General features: G+C 44.1%; 24 protein-coding genes. 8 read left to right on the top strand and 16 right to left on the bottom strand.

Features of this window, described 5'->3' with window-relative positions:
* Nucleotides 1–124: 124 nt before the first annotated feature.
* From rpmB to mutM, 3 genes are all read left to right on the top strand, one after another.
* Entirely contained in the window at nt 125–361 is a 237-nt protein-coding gene (gene rpmB / locus LPW36_RS10380) for a 50S ribosomal protein L28 (RefSeq protein WP_230609591.1), read from the top strand.
* Between the two features lie 11 nt (nt 362–372).
* The gene (gene rpmG / locus LPW36_RS10385) at nt 373–540 is read left to right on the top strand and encodes a 50S ribosomal protein L33 (RefSeq protein ID WP_029093261.1); all 168 of its coding nucleotides are present in this window, start codon (nt 373–375) and stop codon (nt 538–540) included.
* Between the two features lie 162 nt (nt 541–702).
* The gene (gene mutM / locus LPW36_RS10390) at nt 703–1,512 is read left to right on the top strand and encodes a bifunctional DNA-formamidopyrimidine glycosylase/DNA-(apurinic or apyrimidinic site) lyase (RefSeq protein WP_230609592.1); all 810 of its coding nucleotides are present in this window, start codon (nt 703–705) and stop codon (nt 1,510–1,512) included.
* On the opposite strand, the gene coaD is transcribed toward mutM, so the two are convergent.
* Genes coaD through LPW36_RS10415 form a run of 5 tightly spaced genes read right to left on the bottom strand, consistent with a single transcriptional unit; the run spans nt 1,513 to nt 6,347 of the window.
* A complete protein-coding gene (gene coaD, locus LPW36_RS10395) occupies nt 1,513–2,010 on the bottom strand; it encodes a pantetheine-phosphate adenylyltransferase (protein WP_108900749.1) in 498 nt (165 codons plus the stop codon).
* A complete protein-coding gene (locus tag LPW36_RS10400; protein WP_230609593.1) occupies nt 2,007–2,783 on the bottom strand; it encodes a glycosyltransferase family 2 protein in 777 nt (258 codons plus the stop codon). The genes coaD and LPW36_RS10400 overlap by 4 nt, the downstream gene beginning before the upstream one ends.
* A gap of 3 nt (nt 2,784–2,786) precedes the next feature.
* Complete coding sequence (gene waaA / locus LPW36_RS10405; RefSeq protein WP_420844764.1) at nt 2,787–4,064, bottom strand: lipid IV(A) 3-deoxy-D-manno-octulosonic acid transferase; 1,278 nt, start codon at nt 4,062–4,064, stop codon at nt 2,787–2,789.
* A gap of 54 nt (nt 4,065–4,118) precedes the next feature.
* Nucleotides 4,119–5,216 (bottom strand): glycosyltransferase, encoded by a 1,098-nt coding sequence (locus LPW36_RS10410; RefSeq protein WP_230609594.1) that lies wholly within the window; start codon nt 5,214–5,216, stop codon nt 4,119–4,121.
* The gene (locus LPW36_RS10415; RefSeq protein ID WP_230609595.1) at nt 5,217–6,347 is read right to left on the bottom strand and encodes a glycosyltransferase family 4 protein; all 1,131 of its coding nucleotides are present in this window, start codon (nt 6,345–6,347) and stop codon (nt 5,217–5,219) included.
* A gap of 186 nt (nt 6,348–6,533) precedes the next feature.
* On the opposite strand from LPW36_RS10415, the gene LPW36_RS10420 reads away from it, so the two are divergent.
* Entirely contained in the window at nt 6,534–7,502 is a 969-nt protein-coding gene (locus LPW36_RS10420; RefSeq protein ID WP_230609596.1) for a polysaccharide deacetylase family protein, read from the top strand.
* A 39-nt stretch (nt 7,503–7,541) separates the two neighbouring features.
* On the opposite strand, the gene LPW36_RS10425 is transcribed toward LPW36_RS10420, so the two are convergent.
* The 10 genes from LPW36_RS10425 to gpmM all read right to left on the bottom strand — a co-directional run bounded on the left by LPW36_RS10425 (nt 7,542) and on the right by gpmM (nt 18,866).
* Nucleotides 7,542–8,528 (bottom strand): glycosyltransferase, encoded by a 987-nt coding sequence (locus LPW36_RS10425; RefSeq protein ID WP_230609597.1) that lies wholly within the window; start codon nt 8,526–8,528, stop codon nt 7,542–7,544.
* Complete coding sequence (locus LPW36_RS10430) at nt 8,515–9,771, bottom strand: O-antigen ligase family protein (RefSeq protein WP_230609598.1); 1,257 nt, start codon at nt 9,769–9,771, stop codon at nt 8,515–8,517. The genes LPW36_RS10425 and LPW36_RS10430 overlap by 14 nt, the downstream gene beginning before the upstream one ends.
* Nucleotides 9,758–10,939 carry a glycosyltransferase gene (locus tag LPW36_RS10435; protein WP_230609599.1) on the bottom strand — a complete coding sequence of 394 codons (1,182 nt, stop codon included), beginning with the start codon at nt 10,937–10,939 and terminating at the stop codon, nt 9,758–9,760. The genes LPW36_RS10430 and LPW36_RS10435 overlap by 14 nt, the downstream gene beginning before the upstream one ends.
* A complete protein-coding gene (gene rfaC / locus LPW36_RS10440) occupies nt 10,936–11,901 on the bottom strand; it encodes a lipopolysaccharide heptosyltransferase RfaC (RefSeq protein WP_230609600.1) in 966 nt (321 codons plus the stop codon). Before rfaC ends, LPW36_RS10435 begins: the two co-directional genes overlap by 4 nt.
* Nucleotides 11,901–12,950 carry an ADP-heptose--LPS heptosyltransferase RfaF gene (gene rfaF, locus LPW36_RS10445; protein WP_230609601.1) on the bottom strand — a complete coding sequence of 350 codons (1,050 nt, stop codon included), beginning with the start codon at nt 12,948–12,950 and terminating at the stop codon, nt 11,901–11,903. Before rfaF ends, rfaC begins: the two co-directional genes overlap by 1 nt.
* A gap of 107 nt (nt 12,951–13,057) precedes the next feature.
* A complete protein-coding gene (gene rfaD, locus LPW36_RS10450; protein ID WP_230609602.1) occupies nt 13,058–13,993 on the bottom strand; it encodes an ADP-glyceromanno-heptose 6-epimerase in 936 nt (311 codons plus the stop codon).
* Nucleotides 13,994–14,135: 142 nt separating this feature from the next.
* Nucleotides 14,136–14,897 carry a glycosyltransferase family 2 protein gene (locus tag LPW36_RS10455; RefSeq protein ID WP_230609603.1) on the bottom strand — a complete coding sequence of 254 codons (762 nt, stop codon included), beginning with the start codon at nt 14,895–14,897 and terminating at the stop codon, nt 14,136–14,138.
* A 55-nt stretch (nt 14,898–14,952) separates the two neighbouring features.
* The gene (locus LPW36_RS10460; protein WP_230609604.1) at nt 14,953–15,993 is read right to left on the bottom strand and encodes a divergent polysaccharide deacetylase family protein; all 1,041 of its coding nucleotides are present in this window, start codon (nt 15,991–15,993) and stop codon (nt 14,953–14,955) included.
* Nucleotides 15,978–17,312 carry a murein hydrolase activator EnvC gene (gene envC / locus LPW36_RS10465; protein WP_230609605.1) on the bottom strand — a complete coding sequence of 445 codons (1,335 nt, stop codon included), beginning with the start codon at nt 17,310–17,312 and terminating at the stop codon, nt 15,978–15,980. The genes LPW36_RS10460 and envC overlap by 16 nt, the downstream gene beginning before the upstream one ends.
* A 9-nt stretch (nt 17,313–17,321) precedes the next feature.
* Entirely contained in the window at nt 17,322–18,866 is a 1,545-nt protein-coding gene (gpmM, locus tag LPW36_RS10470; RefSeq protein WP_230609606.1) for a 2,3-bisphosphoglycerate-independent phosphoglycerate mutase, read from the bottom strand.
* 342 nt (nt 18,867–19,208) lie between these two features.
* Between gpmM and LPW36_RS10475 the strand changes: the two genes are divergently transcribed.
* The 4 genes from LPW36_RS10475 (at nt 19,209) to cysE (ending at nt 22,109) form a co-directional block, all read left to right on the top strand.
* Nucleotides 19,209–19,640: a rhodanese-like domain-containing protein gene (locus tag LPW36_RS10475; RefSeq protein ID WP_140918976.1), complete on the top strand. Its 432-nt coding sequence runs from the start codon at nt 19,209–19,211 to the stop codon at nt 19,638–19,640.
* Nucleotides 19,641–19,745: 105 nt separating this feature from the next.
* Nucleotides 19,746–20,219: a protein-export chaperone SecB gene (gene secB, locus LPW36_RS10480; protein ID WP_130593289.1), complete on the top strand. Its 474-nt coding sequence runs from the start codon at nt 19,746–19,748 to the stop codon at nt 20,217–20,219.
* Nucleotides 20,219–21,232 (top strand): NAD(P)H-dependent glycerol-3-phosphate dehydrogenase, encoded by a 1,014-nt coding sequence (gpsA, locus tag LPW36_RS10485; RefSeq protein WP_230609607.1) that lies wholly within the window; start codon nt 20,219–20,221, stop codon nt 21,230–21,232. The genes secB and gpsA overlap by 1 nt, the downstream gene beginning before the upstream one ends.
* A gap of 58 nt (nt 21,233–21,290) precedes the next feature.
* Nucleotides 21,291–22,109: a serine O-acetyltransferase gene (cysE, locus tag LPW36_RS10490; protein ID WP_108900730.1), complete on the top strand. Its 819-nt coding sequence runs from the start codon at nt 21,291–21,293 to the stop codon at nt 22,107–22,109.
* A gap of 53 nt (nt 22,110–22,162) precedes the next feature.
* Here the strand turns inward: cysE and trmL are convergent, their stop codons facing one another.
* Complete coding sequence (gene trmL, locus LPW36_RS10495) at nt 22,163–22,636, bottom strand: tRNA (uridine(34)/cytosine(34)/5-carboxymethylaminomethyluridine(34)-2'-O)-methyltransferase TrmL (RefSeq protein WP_230609608.1); 474 nt, start codon at nt 22,634–22,636, stop codon at nt 22,163–22,165.
* Nucleotides 22,637–22,679: the final 43 nt, after the last annotated feature.

Below are 22,679 nucleotides of genomic sequence, written 5' to 3' on the forward strand. Positions count from 1 at the left end.
GCAGGTTCCGACCTGACTTAACGTCTCATCTTGGCTGAATTTGCTGAGATTGGCTCTAAAGCCTGACGAGGCAGCCAACATCCTAACGAAGCTCGAGCTGATTTGATTTTTGGAGAATTTTGACATGTCACGAGTCTGCCAAGTTACCGGCAAGCGCCCAATGAGTGGTAATAACCGCTCTCACGCACTGAATGCGACCAAGCGTCGTTTTCTGCCTAACCTGCACTCACATCGTTTTTGGATTGAGAGTGAAAAGCGCTTTTTAACTTTGCGTGTATCTGCTAAAGGTATGCGTGTAATTGATAAGAAGGGTATCGATGCGGTGTTAGCCGATCTTCGTGCCCGCGGTGAGAAGTTTTAAGGAACTGAACCATGGCTAAAGGTATTCGCGAGAAGATCAAGCTGGTTTCTTCAGCTGGTACAGGTCACTACTATACCACCACGAAGAACAAGCGTACTAAGCCGGAAAAATTGGAATTGAAGAAATTCGATCCAGTTGTCCGTCAACACGTTCTGTACAAAGAAGCTAAAATTAAGTAATTTTATTTTCGTTGTATAACGTATATCAAAACCCGACTTCGGTCGGGTTTTTTATTGCCTGAAGATTATCTGCCAATGAAGTCTTGGGTAACTTTATGCCATACCCGCTTATGTGTATGATCGATGCTTTGTGGCATAAAAGTAAAAACAAGAAGGTGGTCAATGCCAGAATTACCGGAAATAGAAACCAGTCGTCGCGGAATAGAACCTTATATGGTTGGACATCATATTGTTAAAGCGGTTGTTCGCCAGCCTAAGCTACGTTGGCCTGTTTCCGGACAAATTATGGCATTAGAAAATACGCCAGTCTTAAGCGTTCAACGACGAGCTAAATACTTGCTGATTGAACTGCCAGGCGGTTGGATTATTGGTCATCTTGGCATGTCGGGTAGCGTCAGAATTCTGCCGGAATTTATTGAGCCGGGTAAGCACGACCATGTGGATTTTATTCTGTCTACGGGACAGGTACTGCGTTATACCGACCCAAGACGCTTTGGTGCCTGGCTATGGGAGGAAGATCTGACGAGCAGTAATGTGCTTAAACATCTGGGGCCGGAACCGCTTAGTGATGAGTTTAGTGGAGAATATCTGTTTACTCGTTCACGGGCCAAAAAGACGCTGACCAAACCGTGGTTAATGGATAATAAACTGGTGGTTGGCGTTGGTAATATCTATGCCAGTGAATCACTGTTTGAAGCGAAAATATTACCGCAGCGTCCGGCGGGCTCATTAACAGAGTCTGAAGCACAGCGGCTGGCTTTAACTATCAAGAAAGTTTTGCAGCGTTCCATTGAACAAGGGGGGACTACCCTGAAAGATTTTTTACAGGCGGATGGTAAACCCGGTTATTTTGCACAGGAACTACAAGTTTATGGTCGAGCCGGAGAACCCTGTAAAACTTGTGGCACATTGATTGAAAGTGAAAAACATGGGCAGCGAACGACTTTTTTCTGTCGTCACTGCCAGCATTAATTAACCCAGTTTTTTCAGCAAGGCCTCTGCAACAACGGGAGGCAAAAATGAGCTTACATCGCCACCGTGACGCGCCACTTCTTTTACCAGAGAAGATGAGACGAATGACCATTTTTCTGAAGGCATCAAAAAAATGCTTTCTAAATCAGCCATAAGGTGGCGGTTCATACTGGCAAGCTGGAGTTCATACTCAAAATCAGATATTGCCCGCAATCCGCGAATCAAGACATTGGCTTTTTGTTTTTGGGCAAAATGGGCCATTAACTCACCAAATCCAATCACTTCAACGCTGGGAAGGTGAGCAGTAACGGCTTTGGCTAATTCAACGCGCTCTTCCAGAGAGAAAAGTGTGTTTTTACCGGGACTGCGGGCAATGGCAAGTACCAAATGGTCAAACATGTTCACACTGCGGGTGATGATATCCAAATGACCGTTGGTCATAGGATCAAAAGTACCCGGATAAATTGCTTTAGTGAATTCAGCTCTGCGTAATGTCATTTGCTGATGTTCTCCTGTTGGTGGATTGCCCAGAGTGCCGCGTATTTATTAAATGTATATTGGGCATTGATACAAGCAAGAAGGAAACCGTGTTTTCCATCCATCAAGCCACGTCGTAACAACCAGGTTTTAAAAAATGCTCCGGAGGCATGAGTGACCGCAGAGAACATCGATGCTCTTTTTCCACGTTGATAACTTTGTTTAGCCCAGCCTTCCGCATAGTTAAACTGCTTTCGCTGAAAGACAAAATAATCCCGACAGGTCAGGTGCAGCAAGTCGCCACTCAAAGGAATAACCTGAGCGTTACCATAATCGACTGATTCATGAACCAGATTATCGTTATAGCGATAAAGGCTATTTTGATAAAGTCGAATAACCCGATCGGGATACCAACCGCTATGGCGCATAAACCGACCTAAAAAGTAGTTACGGCGTGCGCAGCTATAAACTTGTTCAGGACGGGCTTCACTATGAATGATTTGCTCAAGGGATGTCCGAAGTTCTGGCGTTATGCGTTCATCAGCATCGATCATAAAGATGTAATCACCGCTGGCATGGCTTTGAGCTATCTGACGCTGTTTGCCATAGCCCTGCCACTCGGTATGAGAGAAGATTTTGGCGCCATACTGTTGTGCAATTTGCAGGGTGTTGTCTGTGCTACCGCTATCCAGCAAAATAATTTCATCGGCCCATTGGACGGATTGCAGGCAATCAGCCAATAATCCGGCTTCATTTTTTGCAATGATCACCACAGAAAGACGTTTTTTATCCACGAGTTAATGGCTCCGGGCTGGTAAATAGGGTTCTAAAAGCGTCAGAAGTTTTTCTAACGCCCCCTGATTTTGCAGCAGTACATTAACGGCTCTTTGTCCGCGATAGCTGCGGTATTCTTCATCTATCAGTAGTGGTTCAATAGCATCGGCTAAAGAGTCCGCATCTTTAATCGTTACCAAACCTTCAGCTTGTTCCAGCTTGTTACAGATATCTTTAAAGTTGAAGATATGGGGCCCCATTAATACCGGTATGGCATGAGCTGCTGGTTCCAGCGGATTGTGACCACCACGATCTACCAGACTACCACCCACAAAAGCCAGATCGGCAATACCATATAACAGCATAAGTTCTCCCATGGTATCGCCTATTACGACCTGGGTTTCTGCTGTCGGCACATCACCACTGCTGCGGGTAATAAATTTCATTCCGGCCTGGGAAGTCAGCTGTTGAGCAACAGGGAAACGCTCCGGATGGCGTGGAACCAGAATCAGCAGCAGGTCAGGAGAACGTTTGAGAAGGGTGGCATGCGCTGCCAGTAAAATATCCTCTTCTCCATCATGTGTACTGGCCGCTATCCAGACCGGACGGTGAGGAGCCCACTGACGCCTTAAACTTAACGCTCTGGCAGAAAGTTCTGGCGTAACCGAAATATCAAACTTAAGACTACCTGTGATGGCTAAATGTGAACGCTTCAGACCCAATTGAATGAATCTTTCACCATCTTCCTGATTCTGTGCGGCAATCAGTGTGATTTTTTGTAGCATGGTTCGTACTGTATTACCCAGTTTACTGTAACCATTAGCAGAGCGTTCTGACAGCCGGGCATTGGCGATGACCAGAGGAATATGACGTTTATTCAATTGATGGATTAAATTTGGCCAAAGTTCAGTTTCCATAATGATAACTAATTTGGGCCTGACCTGATTCAGGAAACGGTTCACTGAACCCGGTAAATCATAGGGCAGGTAAACATGGTGGACATCATCACCAAATGCCGATAATACGCGCTCTGAGCCGGTTGGGGTCATTGTCGTGACGGTAATCGGTAATGTCGGATAACGGTAGCGTAATGCCCTGACCAGAGGAATTGCCGTTAATGTTTCGCCCACGGAAACAGAATGCAGCATGATGCCATCAGGTTTGACTTTGCCTTTGCAAAATCCATATCGTTCCGCCCAGCGCTTTCGGTAGGCTGGTGCTTTACGTCCACGCAAAAACAGGCGAAGCCATATCAGAGGTTGTAGTAAGTACAGCAGAAATGAGTAAATCAACCGCAACATAATATATCCACAATCACCGGACGCCAGATAGCATCCGGTGATATCTTAAACTAATTAATTGTTCGCGAGAGCGAGGTACTTTGAACTGGTTGGAATAATACCATAGTCCAGAAGCGGTTTTTCTTCTATTGTTGGTGGCTGATGTGTAACCGAAACGATCTTTTTTGCTAAATCATCTTCATTCAATTCAGACAGACCAACGGCTAAATTACCGGTAAGTATACTGGATGGCCCTCCCGGGCAGTTGGTACTGACTACAGGAGTACCGCAGATTAAGGCTTCAACCAACACATTACCAAATCCTTCACTATCTGAACTTAGAATCAGTGTGTTAGCGTGTTTGATATAAGGATAAGGGTTAGGGCAGAAACCCATGAATTTCACTCTGTCTTCAATATTGAGCGTTTTCGCCAGATTTTTTAGTTCATCAGTATAGGCTTTACTGCCTTTGCCAATGAGTACTAAGGGGTACGGAAGCTGAGTTTTAGCATAGGCTTTTAGCAGACGGTCATGGCGTTTATTAGGATGTAAACGGCCCACATGAATTAAATAGTCGGTTCCGGCTAATTCACAAGGCTCTGACGCAAGGGAATGGATAGCATCAATATCAAATGGGTTAGCAATATGCGCTGTTTTCCCCGGAGTGATATCAAATTGTTGAATCAGATCGTCGAGAGCTGCCTGAGAAACACCAACAATATTTTTATGTTGGTAAACACGGCTGATTTTTTGTTTTTTCAGCCAATGGCTGAAACCCTGTTTATTTCCCAGATAGGAAGCAGAAAAAACACCATGAATGCAGAACCAGACCTTTGACCAGTTAAGACTCTGACACTGGCTGACAATACGATCTGTTTTATGCAAATTAGAAAATATCAGATCGAATTGCCCATTGCTGTTCTGACGACTGACGATTTCCCGGTCGAGCAACCTGGCGCGACGTTTAATTTCGGTCAGTTTCCGCCAGAAAACTCGGGTATCATCAGACAGCACAGTATATTCAATGCCTGTCGGGATTGAGTAGTCACAGACGTCACGCAGAGAGATGAGTGAAACCTGGTGCCCTAAATTTTTCATTCCTTCAGCCAGCGTCAGTACCACTTTTTCGGCTCCGCCGCCGGGAAGTCCATCAATAATAAATAGAATTCTCATTTAGTTACTCATCAAGCGTTGATACAGATTCACTAATTGCTGTGAAAGCAGGCTGGCATTTTGATGCAGTACCCTCTCTCTGGCAGCCAGACCCATTGAAGAACCTAACGCATGTTGTGGTAATTCGTTAATAGCTGTTGTTAACGCATTAATATCTAATGCATCACAAACAAAACCGTTAGCTCCCGGCTCAATAAATTCTGAACCACCACAAGTATTGCTTGTGATTACCGGTAGTCCACAGGCCATTGCTTCTAAAATAACGTTAGGAAATGGATCGTATAGTGATGGTAGCAATAAGCCATCAGCTATCTGGTAGTAGGGTAAGACGTTATTTTGTACACCAACAAAATGTACACGATTTTGGCAACCTAAACTGATCGCCAGATGCTTATAACGTTTTTCTTCTTTGTCTTTACCTACAACCATCAAATGGCGTTGGGTGGGCGCAATCGCCCCGATCGCCGCTTCTAATCCTTTACGTTCAAACCCGGAGCCCACATAAATCAGACAAGATACGTTAGCGTCGATATTCAACTGTGTACGGAGTTGATGTCTTTGCTGTTCATCGGCAGGAATAAAACGCTGACTATCAATGGCATTATAGATAACGTTAATTTTATCTTCAGGTACGCCAAAGTCTTCCATGATCTCTTGCTTAATCATATTTGCGTTACAGATAACGGCACGCAGTTCCGGGGCAGAGTACATTTCCTTCTCTGCATTCATAACGTAACGATGATAGCGATCGTTAAACAGGAATTTTTGACGCCAGGCGGGCAGTATTCGTGCTCGCTGTTGCAGCCAGCGTTGATGAACACCGTCACCGGCACGGTAAATATCGCAGCCAGGGATGCGCTCGTGGCTTTGAACTAAATCAAAGTGCTCCCGCTGCCAAATTTGTCTTGCAGCTTGTGCAAATCCTCTTTCTCTGCTGATCCTTCCCCATTTGGTTGGATTACAGTGAAAAATATGCCAGTCAGGATTCTGCTCGCCCTGCCATTCTCGTGTGATGACATTCAGTGAAAGGTTATGATCTTTTAACGCTTCCAGAGCTCGGGAAATAAAGCGTTCAGCACCGCCATCCGGACGGTATTTTTGCCGGACAATAGCAAGACGGATTGGATTCATACCGGTATTCCTTGCGAAAAAGAGGACTTATGGCCATCAATCGCGTCAGTATAACATCACTTTAGCGATCAATCGTGCTAGTCAATATGAGTAAAATTGAGTTACTGAGCAGACTTCATTTGCACCCGCTGAGCAGAGTGAGTAGCATTGGTTTATCTATGGCATAGAAGAGAAGATGTTTGTTATATGGTACAGAAACCTGCTTTCCTGATTTCTATCGATACTGAAGGTGATAATCTTTGGATTAATACCAAAAACATCTCTACCCACAATGCTAACTATTTAGGTCGATTCCAACAGCTGTGTGAGCAATATGGTTTTAAACCCACTTACCTGACAAACTACGAAATGGCGGTTTCGCCTGATTATGTGGCCTTTGCCAAAGAAGTTATTGCTGGTAAGCAAGGGGAAATTGGTATGCATTTGCATGCCTGGAATAGCCCGCCATCGTTCACGTTGACCAATGATGATGATCGTTATAAACCCTATCTGATTGAATATCCTGCTGAGGTTATGCGAGAGAAAGTGATCGCCATGACTCATCTATTGGAAGATGCCTTCAGTATTAAGATGGTAAGCCATCGCGCTGGTCGTTGGGCGTTTAATGAGCAATATGCTCAGTTATTGCATGAGTTTGGCTATCAGGTTGATTGTTCTGTCACTCCTTATGTTGACTGGAGCGGTGTAAAAGGTAATCCGAATGGGGAGGGCGGCACCAATTACAGCCGGTTTCCTGATGGTGCCTATTTCATGGACCTGAATGATATTTCTAAACCAGGAACATCAGGTTTGCTACAAGTTCCGATGAGTACTCGTTTGAAATATGGGTCTTTACAGAATTCCTTTAAGCAATTTTATGATGGTTTACGTGGTAAAAAACGGCCACCGTCGACGCGTTGGCTTCGTCCTAAAGGTAATAATGTTGAAGAGATGAAGCATGTAGCTCAACAATGCCTGAACGAAGGTAAAAATTACGTAGAATTTATGCTTCATTCATCGGAGTTTATGCCAGGGGGGAGCCCTACGTTTAAAGATGAAGCCTCGATAGAGCAGCTGTATCGCGATCTTGAAGAGTTATTTGAATGGTTGAGTGAACGGACGCAGGGAATGACAATGGCGGAGTTTTATCAATCTGAAGTGAAAATTAAAGGTTAGTACTTTCATCAGATCATCATAAGATAGTGTGTAGTATGGCTATTTTTTCGATTTGTACTGTTTATATCTTAACCGGGAAAGTAATTTGTCTACGTGAAGAAATCTCATCCGCAAATAAGTGCGAAGACTAATGTGCCTTCTGTCACAATATGACAGAAATTCTTTGATTTCCTCGATAGTTGTATCGTTATAGTTATAGTAACCGTATATCTTTTTGTACATTTTACGAACTTCCTGCACAAAATTAACGATCATATAGGTGGTTAATTCTTTCAACTGTTCGTCATTTTCCTGATGATTATCTTTGATATAACGAATCATCTTTTTTACAGAAAGAGAGATATCTTGTATATCTCCTGCTCTGATATTGCGTGTGATGCTATTAGGGTTATCTCTGTACAAATAGAGTGAATGATCCAGATGTAATATCTTTTTAGCCTTCAGGTACAGATAAGGTGTATACAACATATCTTCGTAACGTTTCCCTACTTCAAAATATTCTGACGTCGCCAACTCTCTTTTGATTACGCGGGTCCAAACGTGCCAGGCCGATGTTTTAAACGTTTGTGCCAGGTTATATTCAGACGTACTTTGATATGAGTTAGGGTGAGATAAAATTTTAATCTCATTGTTATTTTGATAGAAACGATCGTATTTAAAGTCAATCAGGTCGTATTGCTCAGAAAGAATCAGAGGTTCAATTACCGACCAATAGTTGTTTCTTAGCAGGTCATCGGAATCGATAAAAGTAATATAGTTACCTTCAGCAAGATCCAGTCCGGCATTTCTGGCGGCAGAAACCCCGGCGTTGTTTCGGTATTGATATAAAATATTTTGATTGCTATATGAGGCAAGAAAATCGTTAATAGCGCGATCGGACTGGTCACTGGAACCATCATTAATAATAATTATCTGAACTTTATTAGCAGGAACTTGTTCCGTTATCGATAACAGACACTGTGCAATAAATTCCTCACTGTTATAGCAAGGAATTATAACGCTAAGTATAAAATTATTCTTTTTCATGATTAACGACATTATTTTTAGAATTATCGATCAATATGCTAATGACAAGGCATAAGATAAATGTAGTGGTGAATTCCTTGCTGAAAAATAGAACGTCACTGATTCCATAGACAATAGTGCTTAATATTATGCTTAACGTCATAATATTTAAATTCGAACGAATCGATTTATATAATATTGTAAAATAAACAAATAATAGAAATATAATTCCTAATATTCCTTTAAGAGAAAAGTTATCAATAATTTCATTATGCAAATGAATATTTACATACTGGTTAGCGCCAAACAAGGTTTGATCTGCGGTGACTATCTGTAGAACACTCGCCGCTCTGCTTTCTGCTGATTGTCCTAATGGCGAATCAATTCCAGATTTCAGACCAACATTTGCCATTGCAAATCTGGCTCCAACAGAAGTATCACTATTATTTTTTTGGTATTGAGACCAGTCGTTAGTCATATCATGATAACGGCTGGTTAACTTATCTTTAAAGATAAATCCGGAGGCAACAATAATAATGATAAAAACCCCAATAGATTTTATGACGGCGGCTTTAGATATATTTTTATTAATTACTATGCTTAATAATGAAACTAATGGGAAAAATAGAATAGCAGCCCTAGTCTGAGTTAAGATGATAGCAGAAAAGCCCATCAAAAAGAGGAAAAAAGACATATAAAACTTTAGCTTATGTTTTGTTTCCAGAACAGCAGATAGCCCTAATGAACTAATTATACTGATAATATAAGCAGCAATAGTTGCTTTTTCTGTACCTAACTCAGCTCTGGCATAAACCAGCTTAAAGTGTTGATAATAGACGCAGGCATCCATTACAAGTGAAATTATGACAATGGCACTAATGAGAATTCCGCTCTTTTGTTTACTATTTGAGATAAATAAAAACAAAAATGCAGATAAGATCAGTATCTTACCAATATTCATAAAGATGACATATATTGGGCTATAATTTTCTGCTGGTTTAAAAATCACTACCCACAATATATTTACCAATCCAAATAAGAAAAAGCTTAATGCAACCAGCATATCCTGTTTCTTAAAGGATTGTTTAATATAGAGCCATTTAACAAGTACACCAATGACAGACAGGTAACCACAAGCATAGAAAATTTTGCGGCCAACAGGAATATCCAGCGGGATCATCAATAACGACAATATACAGCCAATAGCAATAATGAATGTAGTAATATCGTTTAACTTACTAATTTTTATGTTAATTTCTTTCATTTTTCGCTATAGACAACAGGGAATTATCTAATTCCTCTCTAAATTTATCATACTGAAATTTATCGTTAACGTACTGAAATGCGTTATTTCTGTATGTTTGATAGTGGTTTTTTACTATGTCTTCGACGGCATCTGCGCATTCAATATGCGATAAAACCACTGCATCAGATAAGCAATCATTTATCGGGTCATAGATTTGATGAGGAAAATTAACATTAATATTAGTCTGATCATAATGTACCTGTGGTGTAATGCAAGGAATTAACCCGGTACCACAATAGCCATGTTTTATCACTTCCGGCTGACCATCAATCATAGGGAATATAACAGGAACACCGTAGTATAAAGCTTCCATACAGGATAAGCCGAACGGTTCAGTTACCGGTGTACTCATATAAACGTGGATATTATTAAAGAAGTCTGAAAGATCCTGTTTGAAGCCCAGAAATTCAATGTGGTTGTCCAGCCCTAGTTGGGATACTAAATTTCTCAGGTTTTGCTCTTCAGGGCCTTTTCCGGCAATATGAAATTTTACATTCATACCACGTTTAACAAGTTCCGCCATCATCAGGATTGAAACACTTACCCCTTTAAGACCAACTAATCGTGAAGCAGTACCAATATGAATACATTCACCGATTGTTTTTGGCATATGGTCGATATTTGAAGGCGTCAAAATTCGGTCGACAACAACATCTATCGGGCAAGGCAAGTTGAATCTGAGCTGCAAAACACGTTTAGAGGCGTGGGAAGCTGATATGCATCCACTTAGCATAGAAAAAAAACGGAGAGTTTTTTCATTATGCTTATATCGCCATGAACAGCCGTGATCGTAATAAATCATCTTACCTTTTGAAGGCTTACCTGGCAGGCTGGGAACCAGATCCCAGACAATAACCAGATCGGCATTGGCCTGTTCAATTTTTCTTTTCAGAATGTATTTTCTGATAAATGAAGGGTATTTCAGTTTTGAACCGGAAAAGCCCGAAGCGATCCGATTGGCAAAATTAATATTTCTATTTTTTAACTGACTAAAGATCTCTTCACCAATATGGTCACCGATGCAGAGAATCTCATCATCTTTTGCATTGTCGCTGTTGATATACTCAATAAAAAGTCGCTCGACACCACCCATTTTACCTAAATTGATAACATGCAGTGTTTTCATCCCATAAACCTTTTTAGTTTTTCTTGTACTGAAGATGCCGTTAGCGATAACAAATTTTTATCAGAGGCGCATATTTCACTCTGATTTTTTCCATACCCCCCAATCAACCCGGGATCTGTTGGTCCATACAGGGTGATATTGGGGCGATCCAGTGCAGCAGTAAGATGGCTCAGCCCGGTATCCACTGAAACAACGGCTTTGGCTCCGGCCAACACATTTGCAATTTCTTCCAAGGGTAGTTTAGGTAAAACTTCAACATGTTGAAAGCCTTTCGCTAAACGTTTTGCTCTTTCGTACTCATGAGGTGCGCCCCAGGGAAATTTAATTTTTAATCCAGAGTCTGCGGTAAGGGCAATTAACTCGCGCCAATGTTGTTCGGGCCAGTGTTTGTTGTCCCGGGTTGTGGCATGAAGAAAAACTAAATAGGTATTTGCATCTGCGGGAGGAGTGGTCAGAAAACGCTGAGCAATACCATAATCCCCTTTTTGAGCAGGTACAGAATAGCCAAGACTGAGAGCAAATAGTTGCCGGGTACGTTCAACCGCGTGTTGATTTTTAGGGATCGGGTGCTTTATATCATAGAACCAACTGGCCAGCGGCTCTCTGGCGCTGTGGCGATCCTGCCCGTGTTTTATCCCCCTGGCCTTTCGGGTAATCAGAAAGGCGCTTTTTATTAATCCTTGCGCGTCAATCACTGCGTCATAGTGATATTTCTGCAGTTGGGCAATAAATGCGGCTCTCTCTTTGCGAGTATCTGCACGAAACCATGATTTTCTCCAACGGCGTATAGCGACAGGAATAACCTGCTCAACTGCGCTATGCCAGCCAGGGATCTGTGCAAATCCTTCTTCGACCACCCAGTCAAACCGAATGCCTGGAATTGCATTTTGTGCATCGGTGAGTGCCGGCAAAGTATGCAAAACATCTCCCATTGAGGAGGTTTTAACTATCAGTACCCTCATTACCGAATCTCCTTACCAGATAACAGTAATTGGAGCTCAGTTAAAACTTGTTCAGGCTGAATATCAATTAAGCTTTGGTGATAACCCTGTTGAGAGTCACCTTTGCGTACTTTATGGTAACCGGTAATCAGGCGGATCACTCTGGCATCACGACTGAGTGGTGGTGTGAAATCCGGGCTGCTTGGGCCATAGAGGGCAACTAAAGGTCTGTTGAGCGCCGCAGCAATATGCATTAATCCAGAGTCATTACTGACCACAGCATTACAGGCGGCTATCAGAATGACAGCTTGCTCCAGCTTAGTGCTGCCTGCCAGATTATGACAGTGGAGCTGTAACCCGATGGGAAGTGCGTGAACAATCTCTTCTCCTGCCTCTCTGTCTTTTTCTGAACCGAACAGTACAATTTGGTACCCCTGCTGGATCAGGCTGTTAGCCAGAGCAGCATAATGGTAATGAGGCCAGCGTTTTGCCGGACCGAATTCAGCGCCGGGGCAAAAACCAATAACAGGCCGACTATTACTCAAATTGAATTCGGCGGTGGTGGTTTCAATCTCGGTTTGGCTAACGTGGAGCTGAGGCCAGAGAATGGGCTGAGGGATATCCTCTGCACGGGAAATACGCTGTTTGTTATAGGCTAAAGCTACATAGCGCTGAAGCATTAATGGAAATGCAGCTTTATTCAATATGCGAAGGTCGTTTAACAGACCATATCTCATCTCTCCACGCCATCCGGTACGAACTGGAATTTGGGCAAAAAACGGAACCAACGCCGATTTAAACGAGTTTGGTAGAACAATGGCTTGTTGATACCGCTCCTTGCGTAGTTGTATACCCAACTGACAACGCTCTCCAATAGCCAGTGCACCATGACCTAAAGGCATGGGTAACGCTTTATTGACTTCGGGCATTCGGGCTAATAACGGACGACACCAGGCCGGAGCCATTACGTCGATTTCCACTGCCGGGTTCTCTGCCTTTAAAGTACGGTAAAGGCTTTGTGACATCATCATATCACCGACCCAGGATGGCCCAATAATCAGCGTTTTCATGCTTAATTCTGCTCCAGTTGTAAAGCGACACGGCTATTGCATAGTTAAAATAAAAGCCCGGGGTCATTAACACAGGGCTTTTATTGAGTGACTGTGCTACTCCAACTTTATAATTTATCCCGATTCAGCCAGGCCATATATTCTGTCACGCCTTCAGCCACCGTTTTGAAAGGTAGATCATAACCCGTTGCCTTCAGCTTAGTAAGGTCGGCTTGTGTATAGGACTGATAACGGCCTTTTAAATGCTCAGGGAAAGGAATGTATTCAACATGCCCTTTTTTATGAAAAGCTAATACGGCATCCGCAACAGCCTGGAAGGATTCGGAACGACCGGTTCCACAGTTAAAGATCCCTGACGCTCCATTTTTCCAGAACCAGAGATTCATATTGGCAACGTCACCCACATAGATAAAGTCGCGCTTAAATTGTTCACTGCCGGAAAATAGCTTTGGATTTTCACCTTTATTAATTTGATTATTCAGATGAAAAGCGACGCTGGCCATACTGCCTTTATGATTTTCTCGCGGACCATACACGTTAAAATAACGGAATCCACAAATCTGAGATTCGGCCTGAGGCAAAATTTGGCGAACATATTGATCAAACAGAAATTTTGAGTAGCCATATACGTTAAGAGGCTGCTCAAATTGGCGATCTTCAACGAAATTGTCGCTGCGTCCACCGTAGGTAGCCGCTGATGATGCATAGAGGAATGGAATATGGCGATCCAGACAGAAGTGAAGCAGATCTTTGGAATATTGATAGTTATTATCCATCATATACTTACCATCCCACTCGGTAGTTGATGAACAGGCTCCCTGGTGGAAAACCGCATCAATATCACCTAAGTCGTCACCGGCAAGAATATGGGCAAGAAAATCTTCTTTATCGATATAATCCGCAATTTCTAAATCGACCAGATTGGCAAATTTGGTGCCATCTTTCAGATTATCGACCACCAGAATATCCTGATATCCGGTATTGTTTAATGCTTTGATAATATTGCTGCCGATAAATCCAGCACCGCCGGTTACGATAATCATGGTTTCACCATTTGTTCCAAGATAAATTTATTGGGATGCTGTCTGTGTTAAACAGCATCCAGCGTTATTTTATGCCGAATGTATCAATATGGCTATCTGGCTGGTAGACACTGAATCTTATCCCCAGTTCCGTTTCGGATAATTAATGCTTCTTATCATCATGTTGGTACCAGGCTTTCAGGTATTTCATAAAGCTGTAAGCGACAGCATATGTACCGGTAACAACACCTACCTTGCCATCTTTCCAACCATTTTTGAAAATGTACCATTTCCAGAAAGAACCAAAAGCGCTAAACACCCCTCTGGCTAAAGAAGGTTTAACCCGCTTATATTTAACCAGGCGGGTGGTATACCCATTGAGTTTATTAAACACTTCATGGATAGAGAAAAAGGTATCATGCTTAACAAAACCCGCGATCACAGCGGTATTTTTGTAACCTTCAGCGGCATCATCAACCGGACGGCTATTAAAGCCAACACATTCACGGTTAAACAATCTGACCGGGTAGTCTGGTGAAGTGACGGGGTAAATATTGTGAACTTCTTTACCTAAAACGAACCAGTGGCGAGAAATACGAAACGCCATATCGGGTGCTGGCATAGTACCGTTTTTAATCTTCTTTATCTCTTCAACGGTCTTTTGGTCGATGATTTCATCACTGTCCATGCAGAGCACCCATTGGTTACTTACCAATGAGATGGCATAGTTCATTTGCTCACCATGAGTGGTATAGGCTCGGTAAACCGGCATCACACCAAACTGCTGGCAGATATCCAGAGTTTCATCACTGCTTCCTGAATCTACAATAATTAACTCATCAGCGATTTCTTTCAGGGGCAAAAGCACATCTTTTAGTAATCGTGCGGAATTAAACGTTAGTACGCACACTGATAAAGGAAACATAACCTGACCGCCATTGGACTTAAATGATAAATGGTAACGTAGCCGCTATTTTTGTTCAATTAAGGATATTCATATGCTTAGGAGCCGTTCTCTTTGGGGCCTTTGGTAATAAGGAAGCGGCAATTTGTGGAGCGACGCTGCAATAGGTCAGATAAGAGTAGATTGACCATATTGCGGGCGATGTTCCGAAAACATTCTTGATAGTACTATAAGTGGCTTGTGGATTGATTTTTTCAATTGACTCAGGTGCCGGGCAGCGGTGAGTCAGATCGACAGGGATCGCTACGGGTTTCTCTGGCGTTTCCACGCCTGCCGGTTTAGGGTCATGAGTTGGGTAGGTCCGGTGTGGTGCAGATGGCAATAAGTGACTGACAGGTACTAATACCACATCCGCTGGTAACTGCGGGAGCATTTGTTGCAACACGCTAATGGTAGAAGGATGAGGATGGCCAATAGCAATCGCTGAGCCATTTTTTTGTGCCATCTTTACCGCCAGATTAAATTGCTTTTTCACAACCGCTTCACTTTGATCATCATCCAGAAACACTTTTCTTTTGACCACCTGAACGGAAGTGCCTTCCGCAGCCTGTGTTGATTTGGTACTGCCAATGGTTACACTATCGAGAAAGTAGAGCTGATAATGGCTTAGGGTCTTCATTACCAGTTGCATGGCGGCTAAGTCAGACGTCATTGCACTACCCATATGATTATTCATTCCTTTGGCATGGGGAACATTGCGTATTGCCTGAGCAATAATGCGCCGAATCTCTTCCACATTCATACTCGGGCGTAGTGTATCCCGCTCCAGAGGCTGCTTACTTATTGGCGCCATAGGCATATGGATAAGGATTTCATGCCCGGATTGATAGGCCTTTTGCGCCATTTCCTGAGATAACGGTGCATTGGGTAATATGGCAACGGAAATGGCCGCTGGCATTTTCAGGATCTGCTCTTCATTATGTTTACGATAACCAAAGTCATCGATAACAATCGCCAGTCGGGCGGGGGCGGCAGAAAGTGTAAAACTCAGGCAGAGTAATGCTAACAGAGGGTGGATAAGATGTTTTAATGAAGTCACTACTATTTTCCAAGCCATGGTTGTGGGTTAACTGCCTGTCCCTGACGACGAATTTCAAAGTACAACGAAGGTTCTCCCTGACCGCCACTGGTGCCAACCAGCGCAATCGGTTGACCCGCTTTGACCTGACTACCAACACTAACCAGCGCACTCTGGTTATAGCCATACAGGCTCATGTCACTTTTACCATGTTCGATAACCACCACCAGACCATAGCCTTGCAGCCAATCGGCCAGTAGAACCCGACCATCAGCAATGGCCCGAACTTCACTACCTTCAGGAGCGCTGATAACCATACCTTTCCAGCGGAGCTCGCCTTGCAGTGCTTCACCAAATCGATGGCTTATTTGTCCTCTTACTGGCCACAGAGCCTGAGCTGTCGGGCGACCAAGCCCGCCGGTACGAGCCATCAGAGAACGCTCTTCTTCCGTTGGTTTATACACTGAGCCAGATTTTTGAGCTTGCTGTTGGCGGGCCCTTAGTTTTTCAGCTTCCCGCTGTTCACGAGCGGCACGGGCTTTGGCTTCCCGTTCCGCTTTGGCTATTTGGTCTCTCAGACGAGATTCGTTTTTCTTTAGTTCAGCCAGTTTTTGCTGGTCGGCCTGAATGGAGACATCCAGTTCACTTAAGGTTTTCTTGCGGGCCTCACGAGCGGATTCCAGCTTTGTCTGTTCATCTTTTTGTTGACCAAGCAGGGTTTTCTGTTCGGTCTGCTTGGTCTGTAGCTTGGTTTTTTCCTGCTTCAGATCGGTCTGTGTCTCTTTGAGCCCATCAATGGTTTTTTGGCGGGCCTGATTCAGATAGCCGTAATAGGCGAGAATTCTTTCGCTGCGTTGGCTCTCTTCACTTTCCAGAATGAGCTGAAGCTCGGAGCTTTTTCCCAGGCGAAAAGCAGCATCCAGTTGTTTAGCCAGATACTCTTGCTGGGCATTTTGCTGTTTTTGCAGTCGTTTTATATTGCTGTTAAGAGTACCAATTTCGCTGCCTAAGGTATTCAGCGCTCCCTGGGTTTTTCGCAATATCAGACTGGATTGAGCAATGGATTTCTCCTGCTCTTTAAGCTGCACATTAAGGTCTTCTCGCTGTTTTTGCTGTAGTTTGACGTTTTTTTCTTTTTCAGCAATGTCCTGCAAAACGGAATTGAGTTGTTGCTTATTATCTTCGTTAGCATAGACGGGAGAAGAACAGAGAAGTGCGCCAGCACAAAACAGGCTGGCGCAAATAGCACTCAAGCTAAAACGGTGGGTCGATACAACGGGTGCAGAGTCCTGTTTTGGTATCTGCACAATCGACCCCCTGATAGCTTGTGAATAGTGAAAAAAAATCGCTTCCTTCATGGAAGGCGATTATTTCACGATGAACAGCGGCTTACCAGTCATCTCTTGTGGAATTTCCATTCCCATCAGGCTGAGCATGGTTGGCGCCAGGTCAGACAGTTTGCCACCTTCAATCACCTGTGCTGATTTTCCTATATAAATCAATGGTACCGGCAGGCTGGTATGTGCAGTGTGGGCCTGACCCGTTGCAGGATCGCGCATTTGTTCCGCATTGCCATGATCGGCAGTAACCAGTAGTTGACCACCCACTTTTTCAACGGCGGCAACAACTTGACCTACACAGGCATCCAGTGTTTCCACCGCTTTAATCGCAGCCTCATATACACCAGTATGACCCACCATATCACCGTTAGGATAGTTACAGATAATGGCGTCATATTTACCGCTTTCGATAGCCGCTACCAGCTTCTCGGTGAGCTCGGCAGAACTCATTTCTGGCTGTAAATCATAGGTAGCAACTTTCGGTGAATTTACCAGAATGCGTTCTTCACCGGTGAAGGGCTCTTCCACGCCACCATTATAGAAAAAGGTTACGTGAGCATATTTTTCAGTTTCAGAGATACGTAATTGAGTCTTATCGTGCTTCATCAGCCACTCACCAAAGGTATTGTTGAGTGAATCTGGTGGGTAGGCACAAGCTGCTTTAATGTCAGCGGCGTATTCAGTCAGCATCACAAACTCGCTGAACTTCACTACTTTATTACGTTTAAAACCGTCAAAATCAGGATTGATAAAAGTACGAGTGATTTGGCGGGCACGGTCAGCGCGGAAATTCATAAAGATCAACGCATCACCATCCTGCATCGCGGCAGATGGTTCACCTGATTTTTGGATAACCGTTGGTTTAACAAATTCATCGTTTTCATCACGATTGTATGCAGCCTGTAGCCCAGAAACCGCATCTTCTGTGGTGAACTCGCCTTTGGCGTCAGTCATCAGGTCATAGGCAAGCTGTACACGATCCCAGCGGTTATCACGATCCATTGCATAGTAGCGGCCTACAATGGAGGCAATACGACCACAGCCCAATTTTTCAAACTCTTGGGTGAATCGTTTCAGTGTTGATTGCGCACTACGGGGTGGGGTGTCGCGACCATCCAGGAAAGCGTGCAGATAGACGGCTTTTGCCCCACGCTTTGCGGCTAACTCAATCATTGCCAGAATATGGTCTTCATGGCTGTGAACGCCACCCGGGGACATCAATCCCATAATGTGAACGGCTTTATTAGCGGCAACTGCTTTATCAACGGCAGAGGTCAATACTGCATTGGTAAAGAAATCACCGTCTTTAATCTCTTTGTCCAGACGAGTGAGATCCTGATAAACGATGCGTCCGGCCCCCAGATTCACGTGACCAACTTCGGAGTTACCCATTTGACCATCAGGTAAACCGACATCCAGACCGGAAGCGGCAATCAGCGTATGGGGGTAGTTCTTCCACAGATTGTCCATCACCGGTTTTTTAGCATTAATGATGGCATTATCCTGTTGCTCTTCCCGATAGCCATAACCATCAAGAATCACCAGAACCATGGGTTTTTTTGTGCTCGACATTCAAATAACCTCGTAAATAACATTGAAATTTGCAGTATTCATTTCATACCAATGTGCTTTTTATACCACATTGAGAACTTAGAGGTAACGATAGGTACAACCGGCATCGTCATTTGGTGGAGAATTTTACTACAGTCAGAAAAAATAAGCGGAAAAATCAGACTTTGATACCTGTTTTTACTCTTTTTCAATATGTTTCGCTGCAGACTCTTGATAAAATTTTTAGAGATATGCCGTATTTTCTGCATTGCTAACCGTATTTTGGCTGTATTTGATGCAGTGCAAAGGTATACTCCATAACCTTGATTATTTAATCCCAAACAGCGGGAGTTGTTATCCTCCATGGAACAAGTTATGCAATTTGTTAGTAACCATCCGGTATTGAGCATTGCCTGGGTTGGCTTACTGGTCGCTGTCATTTTTATGACGCTAAAAACAGCAACATCTAAAGTTAAAGATATCAGCAATTCGGATTTGACCCGGCTGATCAATTCAGAAGATGCGGTTGTTGTTGATACCCGTACTATTGATGAGTTCCGTAAAGGGCACATTGTTGGTGCTATTAACTTAACGCCAACAGACATTAAAAATGGCACCCTTGCCGTTTTGGACAAACACAAAGAGCGTCCGGTGATTGTACTTTGTGCTAATGGCACCAGTTCAAAAGAACCGGCAGAAGCGTTGGTTAAAGAGGGCTTCACACAGGTATTCACTCTGAAAAACGGATTGTCTGGCTGGAGTGGTGAAAACCTGCCATTGGTTCGCGGTAAGTAATAGTCGGTAAAAAGGGATGAGCCCCACTTTACTGTTTATCTCAAAAATCCCGATTATTGCTTTATTTCAGCATGAGAAGGACATTTAACTTAAAGGTAATTTTTTATGTCAGAGCAAAGCAACCCAGAAATGGCGTTTCAGATTCAACGCATTTATACCAAAGACGTCTCTTTTGAAGCACCTGCGGCACCGCTGATTTTTCAACAGGAGTGGGATCCTCAGGTTAAACTGGATTTAGATACGGCTTCCAGCCAACTGGGTGATGGTGTATTTGAAGTTGTTTTACGCGTTACAGCAACTGCTATGCTGGGTGAAGATACTGCATTCTTATGTGAAGTTCAGCAGGCGGGTATCTTTAGCATCACTGGTCTGGATGATTCTCAGATGGCTCACTGTTTGGGTGCGTACTGCCCAAATATTCTGTTCCCTTATGCTCGTGAATGTGTTTCTGCACTGGTTTCCCGCGGTAGTTTCCCGCAACTGAATTTGGCGCCAGTAAACTTTGATGCGCTGTTTATGAACTATCTGCAGCAGCAAGCTGAAGCTGAACAAGGCGCAGCGCCACATCAGGACGCGTAATGAATCAGGTCGATATGACTGTTATCGGTGCCGGATCGTACGGCACCGCTTTAGCTATTACGCTGGCGCGTAATGGTCACTCGGTGGTGCTGTGGGGCCACGACCCTCAACATATTGCACAACTGCAACAGGATAGAAAAAATCAGGCGTTTCTTCCGGATGTTCCATTTCCGGATACGTTACAGTTGCAGGCCGATCTCCAGCAGGCTATCAGCATTAGCCGGGATATTCTGGTGGTTGTACCCAGTCATGTTTTTGGCGATGTTCTTCGCCAGATAAAACCGTATTTACAGCCAAATGCTCGTATTGTTTGGGCAACCAAAGGGTTAGAGGCTGAAACCGGACGTTTGCTGGCTGACGTTGCCAGAGAAGCGTTAGGCGAGGATATTCCACTGGCGGTTATCTCCGGGCCGACATTTGCTAAAGAACTTGCTGCGGGTTTACCAACGGCCATTGCGGTGGCTTCATCGGACCCTCAGTTTACTGACGATTTGCAAAAGTTACTGCACTGCGGAAAAAGTTTTAGGGTCTACAGTAACCCGGATTTTATAGGCGTTCAGTTAGGCGGCGCAGTTAAAAACGTTATTGCTATTGGTGCAGGTATGTCCGACGGTATTGGTTTTGGCGCCAATGCCAGAACGGCATTAATAACCCGCGGGCTGGCAGAAATGAGCCGTCTGGGGGCCGCTTTAGGCGCAGATCCTGCCACCTTTATGGGTATGGCTGGATTAGGAGATTTGGTATTGAGCTGTACGGACAACCAATCCCGTAACCGTCGCTTTGGCATTATGCTGGGCGAGGGGAAAAATGTTGAAGAAGCCCAAAACCTGATTGGTCAGGTGGTTGAAGGTTATCGCAATACTAAAGAAGTTTGGGTACTGGCCCAGCGCCATGGCGTGGAGATGCCAATTACTGAACAGATTTACCAGGTACTTTATGCCGGTAAAGATGCCCGGGAAGCGGCTATCACGCTACTTAGCCGAACCAGCAAAGATGAGAAAATAAAAATCTAATTACCATCAGTATCCACGGTTTTTTATTGGTACCAGAGGTGTAAGCAGGAGCCGGAAAATGTCATCAGAGTCAATGCAGGTCTGGAATGAGATAAAAGTAGAAGCGCGAAAACTGGTTGATTGTGAGCCTATCCTTGCCAGTTTCTTTCATTCGACCCTGTTGAACCATGAGTTTCTGGGAAATGCCCTGAGCTATATTTTGGCCAATAAACTGGCCAGCGCTACTATGCCAGCCATTTCCGTAAGGGAAATTATCGAAGCGGCAATTCAGTCTGACAACTCTATTGTTGAATCAGCCGCCCGTGATATTTTGGCGGTACGTCAGCGTGACCCGGCGGTTGATAAGTATTCAACTCCACTGCTTTACCTTAAAGGTTTTCATGCGCTACAGGCCTATCGCGTAGGCCATTGGCTATGGCAGCAGAATCGTAAAGCGCTGGCGATTTATCTGCAAAATCAGGTCTCTGTGGTATTTGGGGTTGATATTCATCCGGCGGCTCGTATTGGTCACGGTATTATGTTGGACCATGCTACAGGTATTGTGATTGGCGAAACCGCCGTTGTAGATAATGATGTCTCTATTCTTCAATCTGTTACGCTGGGCGGTACCGGCAAAGAAGGCGGAGATCGTCATCCTAAGATCCGTGAAGGCGTGATGATTGGTGCGGGTGCTAAAATCCTCGGCAATATTGAAGTGGGAAGAGGTGCCAAAATTGGTGCCGGTTCCGTGGTGCTACAGGCGGTGCCACCTTATACCACTGTAGCGGGTGTTCCGGCCCGTATTGTTGGGCGTTCCGGTTGCGATAAACCTTCCATGGAAATGGATCAAAGTTTTAATGGCCTGAAGGGTGACATTGACCTCTCAGTGGATGATTAATCTTTGTTTATCAGAATAGTTTATTTGGGCTGACCGGGCTTTCCGGTCAGTTTCTACTCCCGATGCAGTGCTCCCTGATAGCCTAATTGTCTCCAAGCCTCATACACTACCACCGATACGGCATTTGACAGGTTCATACTGCGGCTGTCTGGCTGCATAGGAATGCGAATTTTTTGCTCTTTTGGCAGACTATCCAGAACTTCCGTGGGTAGGCCACGGGTTTCCGGGCCAAAGAGTAAGTAATCACCAGGCTGGTAGGAAACCGCGCTGTGGGCCAGCGTTCCTTTGGTCGTCAGGGCAAATAGCCGGACAGGGTTTTCGTTAGCAACAAACGCCTGATAGTTCTTATGGCGTTTGATAGCGGTAAATTCATGGTAATCCAGACCGGCGCGGCGCAGGCGTTTATCATCCCAGGTAAAACCCAGTGGTTCTATCAGATGTAACTGGAATCCGGTATTTGCACACAGACGGATAATGTTGCCGGTGTTTGGTGGTATTTCTGGTTCGAATAAAACAATATTTAACATGCGCCCCCCAATTCAGAGAGGCGCAGAATAGCAGATATTGAAT

The sequence above is a fragment of the Limnobaculum eriocheiris genome, from assembly GCF_021010575.1.
Lineage (GTDB): Bacteria > Pseudomonadota > Gammaproteobacteria > Enterobacterales > Enterobacteriaceae > Limnobaculum > Limnobaculum eriocheiris.

What these genes read in the sequence shown, in the direction of transcription:
- rpmB (WP_230609591.1), top strand. Translation starts at nt 125, where the DNA reads ATGTCACGAGTCTGCCAAGTTACCGGCAAGCGCCCAATGAGTGGTAAT.
- rpmG (WP_029093261.1), top strand. Translation starts at nt 373, where the DNA reads ATGGCTAAAGGTATTCGCGAGAAGATCAAGCTGGTTTCTTCAGCTGGT.
- mutM (WP_230609592.1), top strand. Translation starts at nt 703, where the DNA reads ATGCCAGAATTACCGGAAATAGAAACCAGTCGTCGCGGAATAGAACCT.
- coaD (WP_108900749.1), bottom strand. Translation starts at nt 2,010, where the DNA reads ATGACATTACGCAGAGCTGAATTCACTAAAGCAATTTATCCGGGTACT.
- waaA (WP_420844764.1), bottom strand. Translation starts at nt 4,064, where the DNA reads ATGTTGCGGTTGATTTACTCATTTCTGCTGTACTTACTACAACCTCTG.
- LPW36_RS10410 (WP_230609594.1), bottom strand. Translation starts at nt 5,216, where the DNA reads ATGAGAATTCTATTTATTATTGATGGACTTCCCGGCGGCGGAGCCGAA.
- LPW36_RS10415 (WP_230609595.1), bottom strand. Translation starts at nt 6,347, where the DNA reads ATGAATCCAATCCGTCTTGCTATTGTCCGGCAAAAATACCGTCCGGAT.
- LPW36_RS10420 (WP_230609596.1), top strand. Translation starts at nt 6,534, where the DNA reads ATGGTACAGAAACCTGCTTTCCTGATTTCTATCGATACTGAAGGTGAT.
- LPW36_RS10425 (WP_230609597.1), bottom strand. Translation starts at nt 8,528, where the DNA reads ATGAAAAAGAATAATTTTATACTTAGCGTTATAATTCCTTGCTATAAC.
- LPW36_RS10430 (WP_230609598.1), bottom strand. Translation starts at nt 9,771, where the DNA reads ATGAAAGAAATTAACATAAAAATTAGTAAGTTAAACGATATTACTACA.
- LPW36_RS10435 (WP_230609599.1), bottom strand. Translation starts at nt 10,939, where the DNA reads ATGAAAACACTGCATGTTATCAATTTAGGTAAAATGGGTGGTGTCGAG.
- rfaC (WP_230609600.1), bottom strand. Translation starts at nt 11,901, where the DNA reads ATGAGGGTACTGATAGTTAAAACCTCCTCAATGGGAGATGTTTTGCAT.
- rfaF (WP_230609601.1), bottom strand. Translation starts at nt 12,950, where the DNA reads ATGAAAACGCTGATTATTGGGCCATCCTGGGTCGGTGATATGATGATG.
- rfaD (WP_230609602.1), bottom strand. Translation starts at nt 13,993, where the DNA reads ATGATTATCGTAACCGGCGGTGCTGGATTTATCGGCAGCAATATTATC.
- LPW36_RS10455 (WP_230609603.1), bottom strand. Translation starts at nt 14,897, where the DNA reads ATGTTTCCTTTATCAGTGTGCGTACTAACGTTTAATTCCGCACGATTA.
- LPW36_RS10460 (WP_230609604.1), bottom strand. Translation starts at nt 15,993, where the DNA reads ATGGCTTGGAAAATAGTAGTGACTTCATTAAAACATCTTATCCACCCT.
- envC (WP_230609605.1), bottom strand. Translation starts at nt 17,312, where the DNA reads ATGAAGGAAGCGATTTTTTTTCACTATTCACAAGCTATCAGGGGGTCG.
- gpmM (WP_230609606.1), bottom strand. Translation starts at nt 18,866, where the DNA reads ATGTCGAGCACAAAAAAACCCATGGTTCTGGTGATTCTTGATGGTTAT.
- LPW36_RS10475 (WP_140918976.1), top strand. Translation starts at nt 19,209, where the DNA reads ATGGAACAAGTTATGCAATTTGTTAGTAACCATCCGGTATTGAGCATT.
- secB (WP_130593289.1), top strand. Translation starts at nt 19,746, where the DNA reads ATGTCAGAGCAAAGCAACCCAGAAATGGCGTTTCAGATTCAACGCATT.
- gpsA (WP_230609607.1), top strand. Translation starts at nt 20,219, where the DNA reads ATGAATCAGGTCGATATGACTGTTATCGGTGCCGGATCGTACGGCACC.
- cysE (WP_108900730.1), top strand. Translation starts at nt 21,291, where the DNA reads ATGTCATCAGAGTCAATGCAGGTCTGGAATGAGATAAAAGTAGAAGCG.
- trmL (WP_230609608.1), bottom strand. Translation starts at nt 22,636, where the DNA reads ATGTTAAATATTGTTTTATTCGAACCAGAAATACCACCAAACACCGGC.